Here is a 15871-nt window from a genome sequence, read left to right as displayed (position 1 = left end):
TCGTCCACCTCCGCCGTCGGCGGCGGTTACCCCGGTCCCCGGAGGCGAAACCGCGCCCTGGCTGTCCGATTGCCGGGGCCGGCTGCCAGGATGTCTCATGCCCGTGACAAACCCCTGGCTGGCCGGCCCGGCACCGAAGCGGCGACTGTCCCGCGAACGCCTCGAGGAACGGATCCTCAACCTGCTGTCGTCACAGAACATGTGTGTGCTGGCGACCGGCGGCCCGGACGGTCCGCTGGCCACCCCGGTCCGCTACTTCCACCTCGACTTCGCGCTGCTGTTCACCGCCGAGGCGTCGTCGCCGAAGATGCGCAACATCGCCGCCGACCCACGGGTGTCGCTGGGGGTCTTCGCCCCGCTGGTCGGCCAGGCGAGCAGCCGCGGTGCCCAGCTCTTCGGCCGGGCCCGGGTGCTGACCGCCGACCACGAGGAGTTCGCGCACTACTGGCCGGCGTACCGCTGGCAGGCCGACCACGTCGAACGCTCCCGCGACCTGGCCGAGCCACCGGCCGGGCCGCTGGTCGTGGTGGACGCCGAACGGATCGTCTACACCGAACACTGGCTCCGTCGCGACGGCTACGCCCCGCGTCAGTTCTGGACCCGTCCCGACGAACCGTAGCCGTGTCACCTGCCGAGGTCGGAGGCGTCAGCCCGGTCGACGATATGACTCTGAGGCATAAAAATGACTCTGCGGCATATCGCCACGCCGACACGTGCTTCCGGTCGGCAGAACACACCGTCGGCCGTCGGCCAGGCGAGACAACGCCCCGGTTTCGGCTCAGCGCAGTTCGACCTTGACGCCGTACTCGTCCAGCAGGCCGAGCAGGTCATCCAGGGTGATCGCCGGATGGTGATCCCGACGGTCGTAGCCGGGGGCCACATGTGTCCGGGCCACCGCCGAGTGGTTCCAGACCAACCGGAACGGCCGCCCGGCGCCCCACCCGCCGCGCAGACAGCCGTCCAGCGCGTCCAGGTTGTAGCCGAAGTATCCGCCGGGGCCGTTGACCGCCTCTCCGATCGCGCAGTAGAAGCCCTCCACGTTGCTGACGTACCGTCCGTCGAGGTGGTACGTCCGCCCAGGGGGACGGTCCAAGTCGTGAGAACGATGGGCACCCGGCGCCGTAGTCCTGACAGTCCGGCGGTGCCGGCCGGTCGGGGTGGTGGATCGGGTCGACCACGATGTTGCCCAGCCAGGCGTCGTCGGTGCCGACCCCGGCCAACGCGGTGCGCACCGGCCCGGCCGGTTCACAGCCGAGCAGGGTGTAGTGCTCGGGCTCCGGTGGCGGCTCCGGCTCGACGAACAGACCATCGATCTGCGCACAGAGGCCCAGGAGCACCGGTGCGTCGTCGCGGTACTCGTCCACCAGCAGGTAACGCGGCGGAACCTCCTGGTCCCAGCTCCACCGCTGGGTCGACGGGTCCGCCAGCCGTCCCTTCTCGAGGCTCACCGTTTGACGACCAGCTTCGGGTTGTCGGCCAGGAACTCGGCGGCCCGGCCGGCGCGCAGCTCCGAGATGAATTTCCGGCTCGTCGTGGTGAGCTGTTCACCCCGGTACGCGCTGCCGGTGCCGAGCCCACCGCCGGGCAGGTCGACCAGGGTGATCGCCTCCGGCCGCAGTCGGCTGAGGGCGTACCCGAACTCGACGATCTCGCGGCCGTTGCCCTGGAAGGTGAGCGCGTCGTCCAGCGCGGTCACCACCTGGGTCAGCCGGGCCTGGTCGCGGGCCAGGTTCTGGTCGAGGATCTTCCCGACCAGGGCCTTGATCAGCTGCTGCTGGTGTCGCTGTCGGGCGTACCCGCCGCCTTCGGTGTAACGCTGCCGGGCGTAGTCCAGCGCCTGCCAGCCGTTCAGCTTCCGGGTGCCCTTCTCGTACACCATCTGCGGGCCGACGTAGCCGCCGCCGCGCAGTTCACGGTGGGTGCCGTCCGGTTCCCGGTGCCGGGACACCACCCGCTGGTCGATGTAGAGCTCGACCCCGCCGAGCGCGTCGACCAGGTTGTCGAAACCGCCGAAGGTCAGCACCGCGCCGGCGTCGAACCGCTTGATGCCGGTGTAGTCGCCGACCGTACGGGCCAACAGTTCGTAACCCTGCTCGGTGCTCGGCTCCTTCTCCTTACCCGGTACCCGACTGCCGTAGCTCATCGCGTGGGTCAGTTTGGTCCGCTCGCCGGGGAAGTTCGCCTTGCGGAACGCCGGGATCTGCACCACCAGGTCACGGGGGAGCGCGAACAGGTACGCCTGGTCCAGGGTCCGGGTGACGTGCAGGATCAGCACCGCGTCGGCGTGCGGTTCCCAACCCGGCACGCTGACCCGGGTGTCCACCCCGACCAGCAGCAGGTTCAGCGGGCCGGTGAGGTCCGCGCCCGGTTCCGGGGTCGGCGTCGGGGTGGGGGTCGGAATCGGTGCGGCACTCGGCGACGGGGTGCCCGGCCCGGCCGTCGGTGCCGTCCCGCCACCCCACTGCCGGGTGGCGGCGTACGCCCCGCCGGCCAGGAGCACCACGACCGCCACGGTCGCCCCCACCCAGACGGTCCGGTGTCGACGGCCCGGTCTGCCGGAAGCCTTCCCGCCGTTGGTTCCCCCGTTGCCCGCCACCCGTCCCACTTCCCTTCGGCACCGGCGGTCTGCCAGGACCGGCCGTGTAACTCAAGACGTTCCGGCACACGTTTGCGTTGCACCGACAAGACGGTGCGGCCGTACGGCCGCAGGAGATGATCACCGACTGGCCTCTGGCGCGACAGGGACCGATCGGCCAATGATGGCCGACATGGGCAACGCCACCGGGTACGACGTGGTGGTCATCGGCTCCGGCTTCGGCGGCGCCGTGGCCGCGCTGCGGCTGGCCGAGAAGGGCTACTCGGTCGCCGTCCTGGAGGCGGGCCGACGGTTCGCCGACCACGAACTGCCGAAGACCTCGTGGCGGCTGCGCCGGTACCTGTGGGCACCCGCGCTCGGCTGCTACGGCATCCAGCGGCTCACCCTGCTCCGGTCGGCCGGTCGTCGGGCGGGTTCGGGTGCCCCGGCCCGGGTACTGGCACTGCACGGTGCCGGGGTCGGCGGCGGGTCACTGGTCTACGCCAACACCCTCTACGAGCCACTGCCCGAGTTCTACGACGATCCCCAGTGGAGGGACATCGCCGACTGGCGGACCGAACTCGCCCCGCACTACGCGACCGCGAAACGGATGCTCGGCGTGACGACGTACCCGATCGACACCGCGGCGGACCGGGCGATGCGGGCGGTGGCGGACCGGATGGGGGTCGGGGACAGCTTCCGGCCCACCCCGGTCGGGATCCACCTCGGTCGACCGGGGGAGCGGGTTCCCGACCCGTACTTCGGCGGCGCCGGACCGGACCGTACCGGCTGCCTGCACTGCGGCGCCTGCCTGACCGGCTGCCGGCACGGCGCCAAGAACAGCCTGGTGAAGAACTACCTCTGGCTGGCCGAACGGCTCGGGGTGCAGATCCTGCCGCTGACCACCGCGGTCGCCGTCCGGCCCGCGCCGTCCGGCGACGGCTACCACGTCGAGACGGTACGCACCGGCGCCTGGCCGGTACGGCGACGGCGGGTGATCGCCGCCGGACAGGTGGTCTTCGCGGCCGGCACGGTCGGCACCCAGCGGCTGCTGCACCGGATGCGGGCGACCGGGGCGCTGCCGAACATCTCGTCCCGGCTCGGCGTGCTCACCCGGACCAACTCGGAGGCGATCGTCGGCGCCGCCGTACCCAACGGGACGGCCCGCCGGGGCGCCGTCGACTTCACCGAGGGGGCGGCGATCACCAGTTCCTTCCACCCCGACCCGCGGACCCACGTCGAACCGGTCCGGTACGGCCCGGGCGCGAACGCGATGGGACTGCTGCTCACCGCGCTGGTCGACGGCGGTCCGGGGCAACGGCGCCGCTGGCTGGCCGCGCTGGCCCGTCGCCCGCTCGGCTACCTGCCGCCGTGGTCGGTCCGGAACTGGTCCCGGCGCAGCGTGATCGCCCTGGTCATGCAGTCGCTCGACAACTCGGTGACGGTGCACTACCGGCGTACCCGGTGGGGCCGGGAACGGCTGGCGACCAGCCAGGGGCACGGCGCGCCGAACCCGAGCTGGCTGCCGGCCGCGAACCGGGCCGCCCGGCTGCTCGCCGAGGAGATCGGCGGGGTTCCGGGCGGGCCGCTGACCCAGCCGTTCGGCGTGGCGATCACCGCCCACCTGCTCGGCGGGGCGGTGCTCGGGGCCACCCCGGACGACGGGGTGGTCGACCCGTACCACCGGGTCTTCGGGCATCCGGGCCTGCACGTGCTGGACGGGTCGGCGGTCTGCGCGAACCTCGGGGCGAACCCGTCGCTGACCATCGCAGCCCTGGCCGAGCGGGCGCTCGCGCACTGGCCGAAACGCGGCGACCCCGATCCCCGCCCACCCCAGCTGTGACGTCCTGCCACACCCGCCACGGCGGTTTCCGCACCCCGACCGACGCTGGGTAGGCTTCGTACACATGAACACGCCGCGCCCGGTCCTGGTGGTGGACTTCGGAGCCCAGTACGCCCAGCTCATCGCCCGTCGGGTACGGGAGGCCAGGGTCTACTCGGAGATCGTCCCGCATTCGATGCCGGTGGCCGAGATGCTCGCGAAGGATCCGGCCGCGATCATCCTCTCCGGCGGTCCGGCCAGCGTCTACGCGCCCGGCGCCCCCCAGGTCGACCCGAAGCTCTTCGACGCCGGCGTGCCGGTCTTCGGGATCTGCTACGGCTTCCAGGCGATGGCCCAGGCGCTCGGCGGCACGGTCGAGCACACCGGCGGCCGGGAGTACGGCGGCACGAACCTCCGCCCCCGTGGCGACGAGACTGTCCTGTTCCGCGAGCTTCCCGACGAGTTGTCCGTCTGGATGAGCCACGGTGACTGTGTGACCGCCGCGCCGGCCGGGTTCACCGTGACCGCCGAGTCGGCGGGTGCGCCGGTCGCCGCGTTCGAGGACCTCGCCGGCCGTCGGGCCGGCACCCAGTTCCACCCGGAGGTCGAGCACACCGCGTACGGCCAGCGGATGCTGGAGCGCTTCCTCTACGACGTCGCCGGCATCGCGCCGACCTGGACGCCGGAGAACATCATCGACGAGCAGGTGGCGCAGATCCGGGCCGCCGTCGGTGACAAGGAGGTCATCTGCGCCCTCTCCGGCGGGGTCGACTCGGCGGTCGCCGCCGCGCTGGTCCACAAGGCGGTCGGTGACCAGCTCACCTGTGTCTTCGTCGACCACGGTCTGCTGCGCGCCGGCGAGGCCGAGCAGGTGGAGCAGGACTACGTCGCGGCCACCGGGATCAAGCTGAAGGTGGTCGACGCCGAGGAGCGCTTCCTCGGCGCGTTGGCCGGGGTGACCGACCCGGAACAGAAGCGCAAGATCATCGGCCGGGAGTTCATCCGGGTCTTCGAGGCGGCGGCCCGTGAGGTCGCCGCCGCCGGGGACGTCGAGTTCCTGGTCCAGGGCACGCTCTACCCGGACGTGGTGGAGTCCGGCGGCGGCACCGGCACCGCCAACATCAAGTCCCACCACAACGTCGGCGGTCTGCCCGAGGACCTGAAGTTCGCCCTGGTGGAGCCGCTGCGCACGCTCTTCAAGGACGAGGTGCGCCAGCTCGGCCTGGCTCTCGGGCTGCCCGAGGCGATGGTCTGGCGGCACCCGTTCCCCGGGCCGGGGCTGGCCATCCGGATCATCGGTGCGGTGGACCGGGAGCGGCTCGACCTGCTCCGGGCCGCCGACCTGATCGCCCGGGAGGAGCTCACCGCGGCCGGCCTGGACCGGGACGTCTGGCAGTTCCCGGTGGTGCTGCTGGCCGACGTGCGCAGCGTCGGGGTGCAGGGCGACGGCCGGACGTACGGCCACCCGGTCGTACTCCGGCCGGTCTCCAGTTCCGACGCGATGACCGCGGACTGGTCCCGGTTGCCGTACGACGTGATCGCCCGGATCTCCACCCGGATCACCAACGAGGTGGCCGAGGTGAACCGGGTGGTGCTCGACGTGACGAGCAAGCCCCCGGGCACCATCGAGTGGGAGTGACGGCGTTCAGCCGGAGTAGGTCGGCCCGTCCGGTGGGGTGGCCGGGGTCGGGTGCGCGCCGCCCGCCGGCTGGTGCGGCCAGGCCGGGTGCGCGCCGCCCGCCGGCGGGTGCGGCCAGGCAGGCGCGCCGGCCGGCTCCTCCGGCATCAGGAACCAGAGGACCGGGTACGCCAGCAGCGCGAAGCCGCCGGTGAAGATGACCAGCGCGGCGAAGATCACCCGGACCAGGGTCGGGTCGACGTTCAGGTAACGGCCGAGGCCGCTGGCGACGCCGGCGACCATCCGGTCCGTGGTCGGTCGACGGAGCTGCCGGTACGGGGGCTGGGTGGGCGGTGTCTGGGTCATGTCTCCACGGTCCGTCCGCCGGCCGTCGCCGTCCTCGGTGACCGCCCGGATCCCGACCCTGAGCGCCCCCTGACCCGCTGGGGCCGTTACTCCGCCGGCGTGTCGGTCTACTGTCAGGAATCCGACTCTTTTCCCCGGGCACTCAGATGATCAAGGGAGAATTCGGATCCGTGACCCCCGCGCTGGAACCGATCCGCAGGATCGCGGCGTACGCGATGTGCGCCGAGTCAACTGGTCGGGTGCTACTGGTCCGGGCCTCGTCCCGGTCCGGAACGCCCGGCGTATGGTCGCTGCCCGGCGGTGCCGTCGACCACGGCGAGGACCCGAACCACACGGTGGTCCGCGAAACAGCCGCGGAGACCGGCCTCTCCGTCGCCGTATCCGGGCTGCACGACGTCCTCGCCGACATGCGGTCGCTGCCGCACCGGGGCGTCACCATCCACACCGACCGGCTGCTGTACCGGGTCTCCGTCCGGGGCGGGACGCTCTGCGACCGGGTCGGCCAGCCGACCGACCTGGCCCGGTGGCACACCCTGGAGGAGGCCGGAAAGCTGCTGTTGCGGCCGTTCACGGCCCGGGCACTGGGCCTGCCGAGCGGACCGGTCGACCTGCACCCGGAGGAGGCACCCGAGTTCCCGTCGTTCCACGCGGTGCCCGGTCCGGACGGACTGCACCGGGCCCAGCGGTTCGCGGCGTACGCGGTCGCCACCGACCCCGACGGCCGGGTGCTGCTGACCCGGGTCGCCGACGGTTATCCCGGGGCGGGCTGCTGGCATCTGCCCGGCGGCGGTACGGACTACGGCGAGCAGCCGGGCGCCGCGCTGATCCGGGAACTCGTCGAGGAGACCGGTCAACGCGGCCGACTGGTCGAACTGATCGGGGTGGCGAGCCACCGGGACGCCGCCTCGCTGGGCCCCGAGGGCTACCCGATCGACTGGCACGGCGTACGCGCCTTCTACCGGGTGGTGGTCGACCGTCCGGCACCGCCGGTCGTCGGTGACGTCGGCGGCTCCACCTCGGAGGCCCGCTGGTTCGGGCCGGAGGAGTTGGAGGCGCTGCCTCCGGAGCGTCTCACCGAGGTCACCGCCGAGGCGGTCCGGGCCGCCCAGGTGCTGCGTCCCCAGCCCGCCCGGGCCGGCTGACCGGCGCCGGCCCGGCCACCGTCCGCCCGGTCGGGGCGGACCCGGGCGTCACCGGTCCCGCCCCGCCCTGCATGATCGATACGGCGGGCGGGAAGGGGGCGCTGTGGACCGGCGACGGAGGATCGGGGCGTACGGGCTGTGCCGGGACGGGGAGCGGGTGCTGCTCGCCCGGGGTTCCGGCGCGTGCCCGTTCCCCGGCTACTGGCAGCTGCCCGGCGGGGGTGTGGAGCACGGTGAGCACCCGACGGCGGCGCTGCTGCGCGAGTTCCGCGAGGAGACCGGACTGACCGTGGAGGTCGTCGCGCTCCGCGCCGCCGTCGCCGACGTGGTCCGGCTGGCCGGCCCCGACGGACCGGTCGCGGAGCACACCGACCGGATCATCTACGACGTCGCGGTGGCCGACGGCGCCGCGGTGGCCGGTGACAGCGGCCCGGCCGCCGACGGTGCGGACCTGGCCGCCGGCGCGGACCCGGTCGGCGCCGGCGGCCTGCCCGACGTCGCCGACCCGGCCGGTGGCACCGACGCCGTCGCCTGGTTCACCCCCGCCGAACTGGTCGGGCTGCCGCTGATGCCGTTCACCGCCGAGCTGCTCGGCCGGCCGGTGAACCCGCTGCCGGAGGGCGGTCCGCCGCCGGTCGATGCCGGGACGTCCCCGGCACCGGTCGACCGTCACCAGCGCTTCGCGGCGTACGGGCTGGCCACCGACCCCGCCGGGCGGGTGCTGCTCACCCTGATCGCCGAGGGATATCCGGGTGCCGGACGCTGGCACCTGCCGGGCGGCGGCACCGACCACGGGGAGCAGCCGGCCTCCGGTCTGCTCCGGGAACTCGTCGAGGAGACCGGTCAGCTGGGCCGGGTCACCGACCTGGTGCACGTGTCACACCGGTACAGCCCGACCGAGTACGGCCCCGAGGGCCGCCCGCTGGACTGGCACGGGGTCCGGGTGGTCTACCGGATCGTGGTCGACGCCCCGACCGAGGCGAAGGTGACCGAGGCGGCGGGCGGATCGACGGCGGACGTCGCGTGGTTCACCCTGGCCGACGCCCGCGCCCTGCCCGCCACCACCGAGGTGGTGGCGGAGGTGTTACCGCTGCTGGCGGGCTGAACCCACGGCCGGTACGGCGTCGGGAGTGCGGGTCAAACGACCCCGATGACTGCTTCGGCTAGAGTTGCGGGAGGACGATTCGGCTCGCGGCGGGCGCGGCGTCCCGGGATGGGAAGGTCTGCGTGTCTGGCGCGGGTTTGGGAAGAATACCCGAACGCGGCTATCGCGAATCCCCTCCTTCTGTGCAATGGTGTAGGCCGCAAATCGGTTGCCGGCGAGCAGTTCCGGCCACCGACGGCCGGGCGACCCGGCACCAGTGGCGGACACAGTCGATCCGGTGATGGAGGAAACGTGCCGAGAGCCCCTTGGCGTCGGCGTCGTACGTCGGACAGCCCGCGCCCGGCCGGGCGCCGCTGGGCGGGGCAGCTGCGCCGCAGTGGTGCGTTCGCCCGCCAGGTCCTGCTGGTCCGGGTGGGGCGCCGTGACCCGCAGGCGGAGAGCACCGACGCCCTGGTCCGGCCCGAACCCCACTACGTGGCCGACCTCCGCCCCGAGGAGCCGTACGGGCTGGGGCCGCTGACCGCTGCGGAGATCGAATCCGTGATGCCGGTCAGCCCGGCGGTCGGATCGACCGGTCCGGTCGTCGCCGACGGTCCGGCGATGTCCATCCCGCTGCTGCCCGGCGAGCGGACCACGGCACGCCGGCTCAAGTTCACGCTGGTGAACGCCTGCACGGTGGCCAGCCTGACCCTCGGCCTGTTGGCGATCTTCCAGGCCATGCACGGCGACGTGCGGATCGCGGCGTACTGCCTGATCGCCTGCGTCGCCTTCGACGGTCTCGACGGTGCCCTGGCCCGCCGGCTGGGCGTGGCGAGCCCGTTCGGCGCCCAGATGGACTCGCTGGCCGACATGTGCTCGTTCGGTCTCGCCGCGCCGGTCGTGGTCTACGCGTCGCTGGTCGGCTCCGTCTCCACCCCGGCCGCCACGGTCGCCTGCGCGCTGGTCGCCACCTGCGCCGCGATCCGGCTGGCCCGGTTCAACGTCTCGCCCAAGGACGGCCGGTTCTTCTGCGGCGTGCCCACCACGATGGCCGCCGCGGTGCTCGCCCTGGCGGTACTGATCGGCCTGCCGGTCTCCGGCACGGTCCAGGTCGCCGGTGTCGCGCTGCTGGCTTTCGCGATGGTCTCCAGCTTCCCGTACGCCAAGCTGGCCCGACTGATCAAGCTGCCGCCGTGGGTGTGGCTGGCCCCGGTGATCGGCGCCCTGATCGACGTCCGGCTCACCTTCACGCTTCTGGTGGTCGGCTACCTGATCAGCGGCCCGCTGCTCTGGCTGCGTCAGCGCCGGGCCGTCTGAGCCCACGCCGACCCGCCGCGACGGGCCCGGCCCCGGCGACGCACCGTACGGAACAGGCCCGGCGGAATCTCCGCCGGGCCTGTCGGCTGTCCGGCTCAGCGCCAGTGGGCGATCACCGACGACCCGCCGACGACCCGGTCACCCGGACCGACCAGCGGCTCGGCCGCGTCGGCGGGCAGGTAGACGTCGGTACGGGAGCCGAACCGGATCAGCCCGAACCGCTCGCCCCGGGCGAGCAGAGAGCCGATCGGGGCCCGCTGCACGATCCGGCGGGCGATCAGACCGGTGCGCTGGGCGACCACCACCGTGCCGTGCCCGGTCTCCAACACGGTGTACGCCGCCACGTTGTGCTCGGCGTCCGGTTTCATCGCGGCGGCGAATCCGCCGTCCGCGACGAAGTAGTCGACCACCCGTCCGGCCACCGGTGCCCGGTTGACGTGCACGTCCAGCACCGAGAGGAAAACCGCGACGCGGAGGAACTCGCCGTCGCCGAAGCGTTCGTCACGCAGCCGTTCCACCGACAGCACCTGCCCGTCGGCGGCGGCCACGATCGCCGACGGGTCCTCCGGGATGTCCCGCTCCGGATCCCGGAAGAAGGCGGCGACCGGGGCGGCGGCCAGCGCGGGCAGCAGCCAGAGCCGGGACTTCGGGCGGGCGACCCAGGTGAGGGCGGCGAGCCCGAGCGCGATCCCGGCCGCGGCGACGCCGTTGGAGTCGATGTGCATGTTCCGGGTCAGCGGCACACTCGACGTGCGGTACGCCGGCGTCAGCTCGGCCGCCGTTTCGACCTCGGCCGGGGTGAACCGGAGCCGGTGCACCCGTACCGGCGGCCGGTTGACCAGGACGAGGTCGGTGCCGACCCCGAAGAGCGCGCTCTGCCGTTCGAGTTCGCCGACGGCTCCGGGACTCTGGCCGGGCAGCGCGGTCACCGCCACGCTGAGTACGCCCCCGCCGGTCAGGTACTTGGCCAGTCCGTCCACCGTGGTCCGGGTCTCGTCGGCGCTGCCGTCCAGCGGTTCGGCGGCGATCACCACCTCCGCCGGTTCGACCTCGGCCAGCGAGTCGGCGACCCGTACCCGGCGGGCGACCCACTGCCCGAGCGTGCCGAGGTGCTGCCGCAACTGCTCCGCAGTGGACGTCTCCGCCGACACCAGGGTGAGCGTGTCGCCGGGCATCAGCGCGTCGATCGCCGCGGTCAGGACGAGCGAGTCGGGCGCGGCACCGACCAGCAGGGCGTGCTTCGCACCCTGGTGACGGGCGAGTTCGGTGGTGAGGACGCGGGCGGCGCGCTCGCCGACGCGGACCGGACGGCCTGGGCCGGTGCTGCGTACGGCGGGGGACTGGGTCATGTCGGGAGGGCTCCTCGCGAGGTCAGGACGGACGGCTGGCGGTATCGGCGCAGGCGCGGCGGACACCTTCCTCCACCGGCTGCGGCGGACGAGGTTCCACCGTCCGCGGCGGGCGACGTTCCGCCGCGCGCGGCGGTACCGGCCGGCGGAGGCGGAAACCTTCGCCGGCCAGTCTAGGCACCGCCTCCCGGAGCCGCACCGATCGTCAACGCCGCTGGTCCCACGGGTCCGGTCCGTCCGGGTCGCCGTCCGGGGGTGCCGGGACGGTCCGCTCCGGCACGGTCGGGTCGTCGAACCCGTCGTCGGCGCGCGGCCCGGTCAGCGGGTCGCGGCGGGCCGGTTCGGCCCGCAGGTCGGTCAGCGTCGACTCGCTCGCGATGTCGAGCCGGACGGGGTCAGTGTCGAGCCGGACGGGGTCAGCGTCGAGCCGGGCGGGGTCGGTGTCGAGCCCGACCGGTTCGGCGGCCGCGTCGGGCCCGACCGGCCCGGTGACCTTCGCCGCCGACCGGCTGGCGCGCAGCGCGCCGATCAGCCCCAGCCCGCCGACCAGGATCAGGGCCAGTGCGACGATCCAGCCGACCGCCGGCAGGGCCAGGTGCAACAGTTGGGCGAGCAGCCACCACGCCGCGAGGGCGAGGAAGATCAGGGCGAACGTCAGGGACACCCCGTCGGTCCGATGCGCCTTCATCGAGTCACCTCCGCGTAACCGGCGTCGACCGACAGGGAGATCGTCAACCTGCCACCACCCGTACCGTCGTCGCCGAGGTCGACAACCTCGCGGGTGGGTCCGCCGAAGTCGCTGTGCCGCCGGCCGAGCACGTCGGCGTCACCCGCCTGTACGTCGACCCGTACGGTCACGTCGACGGTGGGGGGCAGGATCACCCGTACCTCGCCGAGGTTGACGGCGACCCGGACCGTCGCCGCCTGGCCGGTGAAGTCGACCCGGGTCAGGTCGAGCGTGGAACTGCCGAGCCGGGTCTGGTAACTGGGGGCCAGCGCCGAGACGCTGTCCGGCGCCCAGACCACGGAGTCGTTGTGGTGCCGGCCGGCGGAGGACTCGGCGACGGTGGAGATGCCGAGGGCACAGGCCGCGACCAGGCCGAGCGCGATCAGCCAACGGGCCCGGCCGAACCAGGTGCCGACCAGCAGCCCGAGCGCGATGGTCACCAACGCGGCCGCGAAGTAGGCGGAGGGGCCGACCTTGACCACGTCGGTCAGGTCCAGGATGGCGACCAGCCCGAGCGCCACGAAGATCAGCGAGAAGGTGGCGGCACCCAGCGCGGACCGCTCCCGGGGCTTCTTCGGCGGCTTCGGCGGACGGGCCGGCGGCGGAACCGTACCGACCCCGCTGCCGGCGTACGGCCCGTGCGGTGCGAACGGTGGGCGGTAACCGGACGGCGGCACCGGTCTTGTCGGAGGCAGGGCCGCCCCGCGCAACGGCGGGGTGAACGGGGGGTACGGCGGCTGACCGGCCAGCGGTGCCGGCTGCCCGGTGACCGGTGCGCCAGGCACCGGACCCGGGGACCCGACGGGCGCCGGGATCGGACCGGCCGACCAGGGCGCCGTCGGGCCGGGGGCGGCCGGCCAGGTGGGCGCGGGTGGTGCCGAGGCCGGCCATCCGCCCGCCCCGGTGGGCGAGGTGACCCAGCCCGGCTGGCCGGGCCCGGCCGGTGGCACCGGCCCGGTCGGCGGGTGACCCGGGCCGGCGTACGGCGGCTGCGGCGGGTACGGGCCGACCCCACCCGGCGGCGCCGGCTGACCCGGGACGCCACGGTCGGAGTTCCGGTTGAGGAGCAGCGCACCGCCGATCAGCACGGCCAGGCCGAGCAGGACCGCCCGGTACGGGTCGGTGACGATGAAGCCGAACAGGACCGCGACGAGGATGCCGAGGACGAGCACCGTGACCGGGGACATGCTGGACCGGCCCCGACCCAGCATCGACTCGACCGGGGAGGCGTCGTCCCCCTCGGACGGAATGATCAGCCAGGCGGCGACGTACACCAGGATGCCGATCCCGCCGAAGAAGCCGAGCACGGCGAGCAGGACCCGCCAGAGGATCGGGTCACTGTTCGTCGCCCGACCGATCGCGGCGCAGACCCCCGCCAGGTAGCGGCCCTCGGCGGGCCGGACGAGCCCGTACCGGTAGGTGAACCCGGCGCCGGGCGGGGTCCGGCCGGCGCCGGGCGGTGGCGTCTGACCGGGTCCGGGTGGTGGTCCGCCCGGCCAGCCCGGACCGGGGGCCGGGCCGCCTGTGCCGACCGGCCCGCCCGGACCGGACGTCGGACGCGTGCCCGCGCCGGAACCGGACGTCGGGTACGTGTCGGGCTCCGGCGCCGGGGTGGCCGGTGGGGTCAGTGGTGTGGTGTCGGGTTCGTCCGGGTGCTCGGGGCCGCCCTCCGGACGCGGTCCCCCACGGGCGGCAGGGTCGTCGGTCATGCTTCGATCCTGCGCCGTACCGGGACCGCCGGCCTCAGGCGGCAACCCTGAGCCCACCCTGAGATCTTTCCCTGCCGGATGTCCGGGGAGTCCTGATGGCCGACGACCGGCGGGACGTGTGACGATCGGAGCGGCGCCGCCCACGGGTACGCCGGCCAGCCACCGGCCACCCGCGCCCGGCAGCCCCGTACGACAAGGAGTACCTGATCCGTACCGCCGAACCACCCCGCCTCTACCGCGCCCGCCACCATCGCATGGTCGCCGGCGTGGCCTCCGGCATAGCCGGACATCTGGGCCTCCCGGTGGTCCTGGTCCGGGTGGTGTTCGTCCTGCTGCTCGGGTTCAGCGGGCTGGGTCTGCTGCTCTACGCGGCGTTCTGGGCGGTGGTGCCACCCCAGCCCGGTGGTACGGAGCCCCCGCCGCGTCGCAACGTCTTCCAGTTGCTGCCGTTCGTGGCGATCGGCCTCGGGGTGATCCTGATCGAGGTCATGCTGCTGAAGTCCGGCGGCGTCTCCGGAACCGCCGGCTGGCTGGTGTCGATCATCGCGGTCGGGGCCGGGGTGATCTGGCACCAGTCCGCGCCGGAACGCCGGTGGCACTGGCGCGAGTCGCCGGTGCCGTGGCTCGGCGCGGTGGTCGAGGAGAGCGACCGGCGGGCCTTCATCCTCCGGTTCATCGGCGGCGGGCTGCTCGTCGCGATCGGCCTGATCGGGGTCGTGGCGGTCTACCGCCCGCAGGGCAACTTCGACGCGGTGATCAACGGCGTGATCTTCGCCCTGGTCGCGCTTGCCGGAGTCGCGGTGGTGGCCGCGCCCGCGCTGTGGCGGACGTACAACCAGCTGCGGGCCGAGCGGGAGGGGCGGATCCGGGAGCAGGAACGGGCCGAACTCGCCGCCATGGTGCACGACCAGGTGCTGCACACCCTCGCCCTGATCCAGCGCAACGCGGCGGACGTGAAGACCGTGCAGCGGCTGGCCCGGGGACAGGAGCGGTCGCTGCGGAACTGGCTGTACAAACCGACCGCCTCCCCGACGGAGCGGTTCGCGGCCGCGTTGGAGCAGGCCGCCGCCGAGGTGGAGGACACCTTCGCGATCACCGTGGAGACGGTGGTGGTCGGTGACCGGGAGACCGACGAGCGGGTCGGCGCGCTGGTCGCCGCGGCCCGGGAAGCGCTGGTCAACGCGGCCCGGCACGCCAAGGTGCAGACCGTGTCGCTCTACGCCGAGGTCGAGCCGGACCAGCTCAGCGTCTTCGTCCGCGATCGCGGGGCGGGCTTCGACCTGTCTACGGTGGAAGACCACCGGCACGGCGTACGTGGTTCGATCATCGGTCGGATGAAGCGGCACGGTGGGCGGGCCGAGATCCGCAGTACGCCCGGGGACGGTACCGAGGTGCGGCTGTTCCTGCCGCTGCCCCGGGAGAGCGCGACACCAGGAAAGGACAGGTAGCGACCATGGTCGAGATGGGATCGGTCGGGGAGGGCACCCCCGAGCCGCGGCGGCTGCGGGTCTTTCTCGTCGACGACCACGCGATGTTCCGGGCGGGCGTACGAGCCGAGCTGGGTACGCACGTGGAGGTCGTCGGGGAGGCGAGCACGGTGGCCGAGGCGGTCACCCGGATCGGGGTGACCGGACCGGACGTGGTGCTGCTCGACGTGCACATGCCGGACGGCGGTGGCCGGGCGGTGCTGGACGCGGTCCGGCGTACCCACCCCGAGGTGCGGTTCCTGGCGTTGAGCGTCTCGGACGCGGCGGAGGACGTGATCGGGCTGATCCGGGCGGGCGCCCGGGGGTACGTCACCAAGACCATCTCGCCTGAGGAGTTGACCGCCGCGATCCGCCGGGTCGCGGACGGCGACGCGGTCTTCAGCCCCCGACTGGCCGGTTTTGTCCTCGACTCCTTCGCGGCGCGGCCGGACGCGCCGGTCGCCGACCCGGAGCTGGACCAGCTCACCAACCGGGAACGCGAGGTGCTGCGGCTGCTGGCCCGGGGCTACGCCTACAAGGAGATCGCCAAGGAGCTTTTCATCTCCATCAAGACGGTGGAGACCCACGTCTCGAACGTGCTCCGCAAGCTCCAGATGTCGAACCGCTACGAGCTGTCCCGGTGGGCCGCCGACCGGCGACTGGTCTGAGTCGCGGCGGAGGGTCTCCGGGGCGTGT

Annotated in this window: 13 protein-coding genes and 1 pseudogene; 8 read left to right on the top strand and 6 right to left on the bottom strand. The window is 73.3% G+C overall.

Features of this window, described 5'->3' with window-relative positions; all coding sequences use genetic code 11:
- Positions 1-97: 97 nt before the first annotated feature.
- The gene (locus ABGB21_RS09660; protein WP_347653383.1) at positions 98-619 is read left to right on the top strand and encodes a pyridoxamine 5'-phosphate oxidase family protein; all 522 of its coding nucleotides are present in this window, start codon (positions 98-100) and stop codon (positions 617-619) included.
- Between the two features lie 159 nt (positions 620-778).
- Here the strand turns inward: ABGB21_RS09660 and ABGB21_RS09655 are convergent, their stop codons facing one another.
- Together ABGB21_RS09655 and ABGB21_RS09650 are read right to left on the bottom strand one after the other, a co-directional pair.
- Positions 779-1093: a barstar family protein gene (locus tag ABGB21_RS09655; RefSeq protein ID WP_347653384.1), complete on the bottom strand. Its 315-nt coding sequence runs from the start codon at positions 1091-1093 to the stop codon at positions 779-781.
- A 351-nt stretch (positions 1094-1444) separates the two neighbouring features.
- Positions 1445-2524 carry an LCP family protein gene (locus tag ABGB21_RS09650; protein WP_347653385.1) on the bottom strand — a complete coding sequence of 360 codons (1080 nt, stop codon included), beginning with the start codon at positions 2522-2524 and terminating at the stop codon, positions 1445-1447.
- Positions 2525-2768: 244 nt separating this feature from the next.
- Here ABGB21_RS09650 and ABGB21_RS09645 point away from each other — a divergent pair, with 244 nt between their 5' ends.
- Together ABGB21_RS09645 and guaA are read left to right on the top strand one after the other, a co-directional pair.
- A complete protein-coding gene (locus ABGB21_RS09645; RefSeq protein ID WP_347653386.1) occupies positions 2769-4418 on the top strand; it encodes a GMC family oxidoreductase in 1650 nt (549 codons plus the stop codon).
- A 64-nt stretch (positions 4419-4482) separates the two neighbouring features.
- Positions 4483-6036: a glutamine-hydrolyzing GMP synthase gene (gene guaA, locus ABGB21_RS09640; RefSeq protein WP_347653387.1), complete on the top strand. Its 1554-nt coding sequence runs from the start codon at positions 4483-4485 to the stop codon at positions 6034-6036.
- A 6-nt stretch (positions 6037-6042) separates the two neighbouring features.
- On the opposite strand, the gene ABGB21_RS09635 is transcribed toward guaA, so the two are convergent.
- A complete protein-coding gene (locus ABGB21_RS09635) occupies positions 6043-6381 on the bottom strand; it encodes a PspC domain-containing protein (protein ID WP_347653388.1) in 339 nt (112 codons plus the stop codon).
- Positions 6382-6551: 170 nt separating this feature from the next.
- Between ABGB21_RS09635 and ABGB21_RS09630 the strand changes: the two genes are divergently transcribed.
- From ABGB21_RS09630 to ABGB21_RS09620, 3 genes are all read left to right on the top strand, one after another.
- Entirely contained in the window at positions 6552-7523 is a 972-nt protein-coding gene (locus tag ABGB21_RS09630) for an NUDIX domain-containing protein (RefSeq protein ID WP_347677375.1), read from the top strand.
- 103 nt (positions 7524-7626) lie between these two features.
- Positions 7627-8628, top strand: a complete 1002-nt coding sequence (locus tag ABGB21_RS09625) for an NUDIX domain-containing protein (RefSeq protein WP_347677373.1) — start codon at positions 7627-7629, stop codon at positions 8626-8628.
- Positions 8629-8994: 366 nt separating this feature from the next.
- Positions 8995-9924 (top strand): phosphatidylcholine/phosphatidylserine synthase, encoded by a 930-nt coding sequence (locus ABGB21_RS09620; protein WP_347653423.1) that lies wholly within the window; start codon positions 8995-8997, stop codon positions 9922-9924.
- A gap of 95 nt (positions 9925-10019) precedes the next feature.
- On the opposite strand, the gene ABGB21_RS09615 is transcribed toward ABGB21_RS09620, so the two are convergent.
- The 3 genes and pseudogenes from ABGB21_RS09615 to ABGB21_RS09605 all read right to left on the bottom strand — a co-directional run bounded on the left by ABGB21_RS09615 (position 10020) and on the right by ABGB21_RS09605 (position 13709).
- A complete protein-coding gene (locus ABGB21_RS09615; protein WP_347677371.1) occupies positions 10020-11273 on the bottom strand; it encodes a phosphatidylserine decarboxylase in 1254 nt (417 codons plus the stop codon).
- Positions 11274-11772: 499 nt separating this feature from the next.
- Positions 11773-11961 (bottom strand): annotated as a pseudogene (locus ABGB21_RS09610) (hypothetical protein); the annotation flags it as partial.
- Positions 11958-13709, bottom strand: coding sequence for a PspC domain-containing protein (locus ABGB21_RS09605; RefSeq protein WP_347653392.1), 1752 nt, complete (start codon positions 13707-13709; stop codon positions 11958-11960). The pseudogene ABGB21_RS09610 and the gene ABGB21_RS09605, both read right to left, overlap by 4 nt.
- A 203-nt stretch (positions 13710-13912) precedes the next feature.
- On the opposite strand from ABGB21_RS09605, the gene ABGB21_RS09600 reads away from it, so the two are divergent.
- Together ABGB21_RS09600 and ABGB21_RS09595 are read left to right on the top strand one after the other, a co-directional pair.
- On the top strand, positions 13913-15157 hold the full coding sequence (locus ABGB21_RS09600; RefSeq protein ID WP_347653424.1) for a PspC domain-containing protein: 1245 nt from the start codon (positions 13913-13915) through the stop codon (positions 15155-15157).
- Positions 15158-15162: 5 nt separating this feature from the next.
- Positions 15163-15843, top strand: coding sequence for a response regulator transcription factor (locus ABGB21_RS09595; protein ID WP_347653393.1), 681 nt, complete (start codon positions 15163-15165; stop codon positions 15841-15843).
- Positions 15844-15871: the final 28 nt, after the last annotated feature.

The organism is Plantactinospora sp. B24E8 (genome assembly GCF_039871735.1).
Taxonomy (GTDB): Bacteria; Actinomycetota; Actinomycetes; order Mycobacteriales; family Micromonosporaceae; genus Plantactinospora.
The sequence above is the reverse complement of the archived record's forward strand: the minus strand, read 5'-3'. Positions and strand labels throughout refer to the sequence as shown.